At 26.5% G+C, this 10,220-nt stretch carries 8 protein-coding genes; 2 read left to right on the top strand and 6 right to left on the bottom strand.

Translation table 11 applies throughout. The features are described from left to right. The 5 genes from BP997_RS07230 to uvrB all read right to left on the bottom strand — a co-directional run. The coding region (locus tag BP997_RS07230; RefSeq protein ID WP_413829058.1) for a hypothetical protein at positions 1-1,509 on the bottom strand (1,509 nt) is incomplete at its 3' end. Positions 1,510-1,651: 142 nt separating this feature from the next. Further along, complete coding sequence (locus tag BP997_RS07235) at positions 1,652-3,499, bottom strand: sensor histidine kinase (RefSeq protein WP_413829060.1); 1,848 nt, start codon at positions 3,497-3,499, stop codon at positions 1,652-1,654. 245 nt (positions 3,500-3,744) lie between these two features. Next, complete coding sequence (locus tag BP997_RS07240) at positions 3,745-3,936, bottom strand: indolepyruvate ferredoxin oxidoreductase subunit alpha (RefSeq protein WP_409198942.1); 192 nt, start codon at positions 3,934-3,936, stop codon at positions 3,745-3,747. Between the two features lie 165 nt (positions 3,937-4,101). Further along, entirely contained in the window at positions 4,102-4,296 is a 195-nt protein-coding gene (locus tag BP997_RS07245) for an indolepyruvate ferredoxin oxidoreductase subunit alpha (protein WP_409198941.1), read from the bottom strand. 600 nt (positions 4,297-4,896) lie between these two features. Then, on the bottom strand, positions 4,897-6,882 hold the full coding sequence (gene uvrB / locus BP997_RS07250; protein WP_409198940.1) for an excinuclease ABC subunit UvrB: 1,986 nt from the start codon (positions 6,880-6,882) through the stop codon (positions 4,897-4,899). Positions 6,883-7,049: 167 nt separating this feature from the next. Between uvrB and BP997_RS07255 the strand changes: the two genes are divergently transcribed. Both BP997_RS07255 and uvrC read left to right on the top strand, forming a co-directional pair. Next, positions 7,050-7,424, top strand: coding sequence for a hypothetical protein (locus BP997_RS07255; protein WP_409198939.1), 375 nt, complete (start codon positions 7,050-7,052; stop codon positions 7,422-7,424). Positions 7,425-7,468: 44 nt separating this feature from the next. Continuing rightward, positions 7,469-9,262 (top strand): excinuclease ABC subunit UvrC, encoded by a 1,794-nt coding sequence (gene uvrC, locus BP997_RS07260; protein ID WP_413829063.1) that lies wholly within the window; start codon positions 7,469-7,471, stop codon positions 9,260-9,262. Positions 9,263-9,306: 44 nt separating this feature from the next. Here uvrC and BP997_RS07265 read toward each other — a convergent pair whose 3' ends face one another. Beyond that, on the bottom strand, positions 9,307-10,137 hold the full coding sequence (locus tag BP997_RS07265; protein ID WP_413829065.1) for a sensor histidine kinase: 831 nt from the start codon (positions 10,135-10,137) through the stop codon (positions 9,307-9,309). Between the last annotated feature and the right edge of the window lie 83 nt (positions 10,138-10,220).

Here is a 10,220-nt window from a genome sequence, read left to right on the forward strand (position 1 = left end):
ATTCAAACTAACATGCTGACCAACAATAGGACTACCATCACTACTTAAAAGTTTTCCTGTAAGATTTCCAATCACACCATAAACTGCATTGTAATTATTAATAGTTAAACTTCTAGGGTTAAAATTTAAACTTAATGTTTGATTATCCACAAAAACTTTTATAAAAGTATTATTAGTCACAGTTTCATTAGGTAAATATTTACTTGTAAATTCTTTCATAAAACTAAAATTCCCTGGATCCACCTTACCATTATTTGTAATAAAGAAAGCTTGCCTAAAAGGCAGTTTAATATTTTCTGGAAGAGAAAAATAAGAATTATTCAAATTATCATATACAGTATTTAAACTTAATACTAAATTATAATCCACAGCATTTAAGGATAATATAATCCAATTATCTGGAATGAAAGAAGACTTACCCTGATTTATAGGATTAGATGGATTTAAACTTATTAAAGTAGAATTATTGAAAGCCTGATTATTACCCCACCAATTATAATTAGCATTTAAATCATCTTTAGAATTAACATAAATAGTATACTGATTTTCTAAATTATTATTTAAAAATACATTTCCATTTAAAGTACATGTTTTAAGAGCATAAACAGATCCAGTATTATTAATAAAACTTGAAAATTCACAATCCACTTTAATTGTATTATAAATCGCACCACTAGAAAATAAAGCTTTATTAAATGTGAAACTTGTATTTTTAACATTTAATTTATCAACAGCATAAATAGCTCCACCTAAAGTTTCTGCATAATTACCTGTGAAACTAGAGTTAATTATTTCCCCACTAATAATATTTATTCCCCCACCAGAAACTGCAGAATTATTAATAAAATTAGAGTTAATTATTTCTACATTTGCTAAATTAGTAAATATAGCCCCTCCAGCTTCTCCAGCATTATTACTTGTGAAATTACAATTTATAATCTTAAGATTTGTATTAAGAGTATATATTCCCCCACCTTTAATTTTTGCAGAATTATCAATAAAACTACAATTTATAAAACTTATTGAATTGTCTGGTGAAGTACTATCTAAATAAACAGCACCACCATAATCATTTGCATGATTACCTATAAATTCACAATTAATAAACATTACATTAGAATTAGAAGAAACATACACAGCATTTTCACAATTTTTAAAAGTTAAATTATTAAATATAATATTACTACCAGTACTAACATTAAAAATCAATTTACCCTCATTGTTAGCATCTATTCGACAATTTTCACCAATAATTTGATGAATACCATTTAAAATTATACCCTGATACAAATTAGAATCATTATTCAATTGATAAGTATAATTATTTTTCAAATTTACAGTATAATTACCCATACTTACAGTTTGATTTAAATCATTAAATGATTGATTAACACCATCCACCTGATTTGAACTAATATTTGTAATATTTTCCGCAGAAATAGTAGTTAAATTACATAAAAGACAAATAAATAATAGTAGAATTAAGATTTTCTTAATTTTTATAGTCATTAAAATTTATACTCCTCATTTAATTATTATAAAAAAATAAACACTAATCTTAAATTATGTTATTTAATAATTAAATAATTTTATATAAAAAAAAGAATAATTAAAAGGAAAAAAATGTGTTTAAAAAGAAATTAAATATTAATTAATATTTATCCATTTTCTCTTCATCTGGTCTGAATATAATATTTACTAAAACACCATGATTAGAAGAATAAATATTTACAACCCCATTTAACTGACTAGCCATTTCCTTAACAATTTTAATACCCATATGCTCATCAATATCATTGTTTAAGAATCCCACACCATTATCTTTGATTTCAAAGTAATATTCATTAAGATTTTCTTTGTTTTTTCTAAGTTTAATTTTAACTAATCCTTCTTTACCATTAGGAAATGCATATTTAACACAATTAGTTAATAATTCATTTAAAATTAAACCTAATGAGATAGTAGTACCAATACTGAAATTAGAATTTAAAATATCTTTATCAAAACTTATATTATCATTTTTGCTGAAATTTTTACATACTTCTTTAATTAATTCATCAACATATTTTATAACATTGACTTGTGAAAAATCAAGGTTTTGATATAATTTTTCATGAACTAATGCCATAGTGTTTATTCTTTGTTGAGATTCTAAAATTGCTTCCTTGATTTCATCATTTTGTGATTCGTGAGATTGAATATTTAATAAACTTAAAATTATTTGCATATTATTTTTAACACGATCATGAACTTCTCCAAGTAACACATTCTTATCATCTAATGCTGCACTAAGAGTAGAACCTTCCTGTGAAGACACATCAATTAAAGTAAAAATCATACCTTTAAAAGTATCATCTATAATTATTGGTGTTATCCATCCACTAATATAACGTACACCAGCATAGTGCATAATCTCTTTATACTCAATAAATACTGGTTTTTTACTAGATTTTGCTTCAGCATACTCATCGAATAATATACTAAAATACCATTGACCATCAAAAAATGGAGTGTTAGTTAATATTTTTTCATTTAATCCAAAATAACTACTGAATGCTTTGTTAATATAGATTATATTATCCTCACTATCTGTTGCAAGTACACCACCACTCATATTTTGAATTAAGGATTCATAAAATTTACGATTTTTCTCATTTTCATCAAAAGATAAAACATTTTCTAAATCATAACGTTCTACTCTCCAACTGTAAAAAATAAGCATGATTAAAATAATTAACATTGCAATAGTTGCAACTGCTACATAAGAATCAACTAAAAGTGTAGGGGTGAAATAATACATTATTAATGCTACAGGAATGAAAAAAATTAAAGGCACAACAAAAATACCATAACGTATAAATTGACTTCCAGGAGTATCTAAATAGAAAATCCAAATAAAACCCTGATAAGGATTAGCATTAAAAAGCAATCCAGACAATATTACTTTAAAAACTGCAAAGTTTAATATTATACCCCAATTAGGATCTGGAAATGCTAAACAGTTTAAAATACCAATAACTGCTACTGCAATATTAATAAGTGGTAAAAATTGTGATAAACCTAACCATTTCCGATTAACAATACATAATAACATTATAGAATATATTATGAAATAATAAGCTAAATATAATGAATTATTAGTTACACTAAATAAAAAATAATTAATTTCACTAATATTAAAAAAAGAGAATATTGCTAATACTCCAATAAAACCAACAAATAGAGATAATATGTTGTTTAAAATTCTTAATTTTTTCCCAAATTTTTGATCTAGGAGAAAAACTGTACAGATTATTATATAGATTAAAGGGTTGTGTGCAATGTTTCCTATAAAGTTAGGACCTATAATGTCTGTTATAAAATTTGAATCAAATATTAATATTAATATAGAGAATATTAAGATTAATATTGCCCCATAATTTATAAACTTATGAGCTTTATTTATTATAGTTGGATCCATATTTTCTATAATACTTGCTCTTTTTTCTTTAGTAACCATTTTACTTAAATCCATATTAATTGTTAATTAAAAAGGGAGAAAAATCTTATTATAATTAATGTATTTTTTAATTAGTATAAATGATTTACTATTTATTAATAGTTAATATAGAAATTAGTTGATTTAAAAAGAGATTGTTCGAAAGAAATAGAAATAAAATATTAAATAATTAAAAATAGAGTTTTAAAAGAATTAAAAAGAAAATGTTTTAAAAAAAATTAGATTTGTTTAAAACTTAATGTATTTTATTCGTCTTTAACTACGACACATCCATTTGGACATACATCCATACAGATTTCGCATAAAGTACATTCTTCTGGGTGTTGAATGATTATTTCACCGTCACCCATAACAAAGTTTTCTACAGGGCAAATATCTACACATTCACCACAATCAACATTATCACATTTATCTTTATCTATTGTTATTGTTACCATATTTTTTTAACCTCCAAACAATTATTTTTTTTCTTATGATTTTATATTATTAAAAATTTACTTTTATATTTTATTATTTAAAAAATTTTTTGTCAAAATAAATAGTTTAAGGTTAAATTAGTTTAAAAAAAAAATTTATAAAAAGAATTTATAAAAAGAATTTAATTATTCATCTGGTTCGACTGTTATTGCAGCATTTGGGCAAATATCTACACAGACATCACATTGATCACATAAATCTGGGTGTTGGATTTCTATTTCTCCTTCTCCCATTTTAAAGCATTCTTCTGGGCACATATCTACACAGTCTCCACAATCTACATTATCACATTTATCTTTATCTATTGTTATTTTTGACATTGTATTTTTTCTCCGTTTAAATAATTTTTTTTATATTTTTAATAATATAATTTAATAAATTTTTATTTTTAGATAGGTTGAATTTTTTCCTATCTTCTGATTGTATATTAAAGTATATTATTATTTAATTGTAATGATTTTATTGTTAATAAACCTTTTTTATTATGTTTATATTTTTCATGATTTTTAGAATTTTTATTTAGAAAGCTTTATATATGAGTATAAGGATATATAAAAAACGATGTGAAATTAATTTTACATCGTTGATGAAATTATAAAAAAAATAAAATTTTTAAAAAAAACATTATTTTTCACAACTAAAAAATATAATCTCCAAATATATTTTGATAGAAAAAAAATTAAAAATCTACACATAATTTCGTTAACTTAAAAAAAAAAAAAATAAACACAAAAATAAGTGGGACATAAAAATAAAATTATAAAAAGTTTAAAAAAAAAATGGGAAATCGCCTTGAAAAAAAATATATTATCATTCCTTAATTTATATTTAAAAAAAAAATAGTATTTAAAAAAAAATTTTTAAACTTTTATAATTTTACCCTTCTATTTCCACTTATAAAAAAAACATACTATTTTTAATTAACGCTTATTTTTCAAAACATCCTTCAATACAACTAATTCATCACGAATCAAAGCAGCTCTTTCAAAGTCCAAATCACCTGCAGAATCAGCCATATCAGACTCTAAATCTTTAATCAATGCACGTAAATCATCCTTAGGCATATTACTAATATCCCCTTTAGATTTATCCAATTTACTAATATCTTGCTTACGCTCCTTAAGAGTACGATAAGTACTAGTAGGAGTAATATTATACTTCTCATTAAAAGCCAATTGAAGCTTACGTCTATCCCGTGTAACCTTAACAGAATTTTTAACAGAATCAGTCATAACATCAGCATACATAATCACCTGACCATTAACATTACGAGCAGCACGACCAATAGTCTGAATAAGACTAGTTTCACTACGAAGGAAACCCTCCTTATCAGCATCCAAAATAGCAACAAGACTAACTTCAGGCAAATCTAAACCCTCTCTTAAAAGGTTAACACCAACAAGACAATCAAACTCACCACGTCTTAAATCATCAATAATCTCAATACGTTCCAAAGTATCAATTTCAGAATGCAAATATCTAACCTTAACACCAATCTTAGCATAATAATCAGTTAAATCCTCAGACATACGCTTAGTCAAAGTAGTAACAAGCACCCGCTCATCCCTATCAGCACGTTTACGAACCTCACCAAGCAAATCCTCAACTTGACCTTCAATAGGACGAATAATAACCTCAGGATCCACTAAACCAGTAGGGCGAATAATCTGCTTAACAACATTCTGACTACGACTTAACTCATACTCACCAGGAGTAGCACTCATATAAATAACCTGATCCACAGTAGCTTCAAACTCATCAAAACGGAAAGGACGATTTTCCTTAGCACTTGGTAACCTGAAACCATGACGAACCAAAGTCTCCTTACGAGAACGATCCCCATTATACATACCACGAATTTGAGGAACAGTAACATGAGACTCATCAATAATAGTTAAAAAATCATCAGGGAAATATTTAAGCAAAGTATAAGGCTTCTCACCCCACTTACGACCAGATAAATGAAGACTGTAATTCTCAATACCCGGACAATAACCCATTTCCTGCAACATTTCAATATCAAAACGAGTTCTTTGCTCTAATCTTTGAGCCTCAACAAGCTTATTCTCTAACTTCAACTCATTCAAACGATCATCCAATTCCTCTTGAATATTACGAATAGAAGCATCCATACGATCAGCACCAACAACAAAATGCTTAGCAGGATAAATCATATACCTTTGCAAATTCTCAGACTTCTTATTAGTAACCTTATTAAAAAGACTTATAGATTCAACCTCATCACCAAACAATTCAATACGAACAGGAGGAGTACCATGAACAGGATTAATATCAATCACATCCCCACGAACACGAAATTGACCACGCTCAAAAAGAATATCATTACGCTCATATTGCATGAAAATTAATCTACGAATAATATCCTTACGATCAAAAGTATCCCCAACACTAATCTTTAAAGCAAACTCACCATAATCCTCAGGTGAACCAATACCATAAATACAACTCACACTACTAACAACAATAACATCATCACGTGAAAGAAGAGATTGAGTAGCAGAATGTCGCATAATATCAATTTCCTCATTAATACTAGCTTCCTTATCGATAAAAGTATCACTACTAGGCACATATGCTTCAGGCTGATAATAATCATAATAACTAACAAAGTACTCTACAGCATTATCAGGAAAAAAACTTTTTAACTCTTCATACAATTGAGCAGCAAGTGTTTTATTATGAGAAATAACAAGAGTAGGTTTCTGAACACGTTCAATAACATTAGCCATAGTGAAAGTTTTACCAGAACCAGTAACCCCTAATAATGTTTGCTCATGCATACCCTTATTCACACCATTAACAAGTGAATCTATAGCTTGAGGTTGATCACCTAAAGGTTTATACTTTGAATCTAATTTAAAACTTTTTTGAAACTCATCATTCATAAGATTAAGACCCTTTTTTTTATAATAAAAAAAATTAATTTATCCAATACTAAAAAATACTTTTATTGATTTTTACTTATATATAATATGTATTATAAAAATAATGCTAAAATAAAATTAAAAAAATTAATAAATTTATATTAAAATAAATTTGGAGGAATAATAAATTGAAACATATAAACGAAATAAAAGAAAAATTAAAAGAATTAAAAGAAGAGGAAGAAGAATTAGAAGATATGCTTTCTTACATTACAAATGGACATGAAGAACTTAAAACACAATTAAAAATAGATAAAATCCAAATAAACGCAATAGAAGAAGTATTAAACAAGTACAAAATGGATCCTGATATTGTAGCATACCTATTAAATGTGGAAACCACAATAAGAGATTTAAAAGAAAAAAGAAATACAGCTTCAACAGAAGACCATTCCAGTGAATTAAACAAACCAGATATGAATAATATTGATATTATAAATGAAACAATTTGGAAATTAGAACAAGAAAAAGATATACTTGAATGGGTAATGAGATCCAAATAAAAAAAATAAAAAAATAAAAAAAATAATTATCTAAAAAAAAATTTATGTCAACTAAAGTAAAATCAGCAGATGAACTTCCAACTAAACCTGGAATATACATCATGAAAAATGCTGATGAAAAAATAATATACATTGGAAAAGCAAAAAACCTTAAAAATAGGGTGAAATCCTATTTTAAAGAAAAAAAGGACAGACCAAAAACTACAGTTTTAATGAGTCACTTCCACAGTTTAGAGTATATTATAACCAATAGTGAAAAAGAAGCCCTAATACTAGAAGCTAATTTAATAAAAAAACACCGACCAAAATATAATATACGCTTAAAAGATGATAAAAGATATCCATATGCAAAATTAACCAATGAAGATTTCCCCCGCTTAGTCCTAACCCGCCACATTGGAAAAACAGGAACATATTACGGACCATTTACAGATGTTAGAAGTGTGAATGAAACTGTAAAACTATTAAAATCATTATTCAAAATAAGAACCTGTAAAAGAATGGATGGACCTTGCCTAAATTCCCAAATCAATTTATGTAATGCACCATGTGCAGGTAAAATAAGTAAAGAAGAATACAATGAAAATATAAGTAAAATAGACTTATTCTTCCAAGGAAAATATAATAAAATCCTAAAAACTTTAGAAGACGAAATGAAACAAGCAAGTAAAAATCAAGAATTCGAAAAAGCAGCAGTACTTAGAGACCAAATAAACAGCATACATGAAGTAATTGAAAAACAATTCGTAGAATTCATGGACGAAACAGATCAAGACATAATAGCAACCAGTCTAAAAGAAAATGCAACAATAGTTGTAGTAATGAGCATTAGAAACGGAAACATTATAGGAAGAGACGACTTCATAATGACAACCACTGAAGAAGACAGATCCGACGACATAATAAGTGCATTCATAAAACAATACTATGGAATAAACCGACATGTTCCAAAAGAAATACTAATTGAAGAAAACATTCCAGATAAAAAATTAATAGAAGACTGGTTAACAGATATTCGTGGAAACAAAGTCCATATTCACATACCCCAAAAAGGAACTAAATTAAGATTAGTCCGTATGGCAAGAAAAAATGCAGATATAATAAAAAATCAAAAAGAAAAAATGGACGATAGCTTAATCGAAGTTAAAAAATATTTAAAACTAGAAAAACTACCATTAGTAATCGAAGGATACGATATAAGTAATATCTCAGGAAAACTTGCAGTAGGAAGTAAAGTAAGCTTCTTAAATGGAAAACCTAATAAAAAACAATATAGAATATTTAAAATGCAAACCCCAGGTCCAGATGATTATGGGATGATGAAAGAATTATTAACAAGAAGACTTAAAAAGATAGCAGAATATTATAATCAAGAAGAAAAAGAAAGAATACCATTAGAACCTGGAAGCATGCCTGATTTAATCTTAATAGATGGAGGTAAAGGACAATTACATGTAGCCTATGAAGTACTTGAGAAATATAATTTAACATTCATACCAATTATTGGACTAGCAAAAGAATTCGAAGAAATCTTCATACCAAAATCCAACATACCTATTAGAATTCCTGAAAACAATGAAGGATTACACCTACTTCAAAGAGTAAGAGATGAAGCACACCGTTTTGGTGTTACACATCACAGAAAATTACGTAGCAAAAAAATTACAGAATCCTCCCTAGACAATATTCCAGGAATAGGTAAAAAAAGAAAAATTAGCTTACTTAAAAATTTAGGAAGCATAGATGAAATTAAAAATGCAAGTGTAGAAGAACTAGCTAAAATAGATTTAATAAACCAAAATCTTGCAGAAACAATTTATAAACACTTCCACCCATAAAAAAGAAATCAATTTATAAAAACCATCCACCCATTAATAAAATCTTATTCTAATAAAAATTCAACCATATAAGCAGTTCCTGGACGATCTAAACGAGTAATACTACCATTGATTTGATTAACTAAACCACGTACAACAGTTAAACCTAAACTACTAGAATTTTCAGCATCTAAATCCTTTGGAGCACCTACACCATTATCTGCTAAAATTAAAGTAACCTTATTAGAAGAAGCATGAAGAATAATACTAAGTTTCCCATCTTCACCATTAGGGAAAGCATATTTAATAACATTAATAATCATTTCATTAATTATTAAACCTAAAGGAATTGCAGTATCCATACTTAATTCTAAATCATCCAATAAATAATTAATCTCAATATTTTCAACACCATATAAATCAAATAAGTAATTTACTTCAGTTTTAATATATTCTTTTATATTTATATGAGCTAAATCAGAAGATCTATAAATTTTTTCATGCATTAAAGCCATAGCATTAATACGATTTTTAGCAGATCCCAAAACCTGATCAGAATCATTAGGATGATAACGAGAATCTAAATTAATTAAACTAAGCATAATCTGAAGATTATTCTTCACTCTATGATGAACCTCTTTTAAAAGCATATTCTTCTCATCAACAAGCGTATTTAATTCCTTATTAATTTCCTCTAAATTCTCTTCATAAAGAAAAGATGTTGTAATATCTATTAAATTAATTTGTGCAGCAACACGATTTAAATAAGTTACAGGGAAAATAATAGATTTAATATAAACCTTATCCCCATTTGCATTTAAAAAGCAACGTTCATCTTCATGATAATAAATTTCCCTATTTAAAATTTTTTGTAAAATATCTTTAGGCTCTGTCAAAAATTTAGTTGATGATTTTGGTTTTTATTTTTTATGTTCCAAAATTCTAGTTTTAGTTTAAATCTGTTGATTAATCCGGTTTT

It is taken from the genome of Methanobrevibacter sp. UBA412, assembly GCA_002495685.1.
Lineage (GTDB): Archaea > Methanobacteriota > Methanobacteria > Methanobacteriales > Methanobacteriaceae > Methanobrevibacter_A > Methanobrevibacter_A acididurans.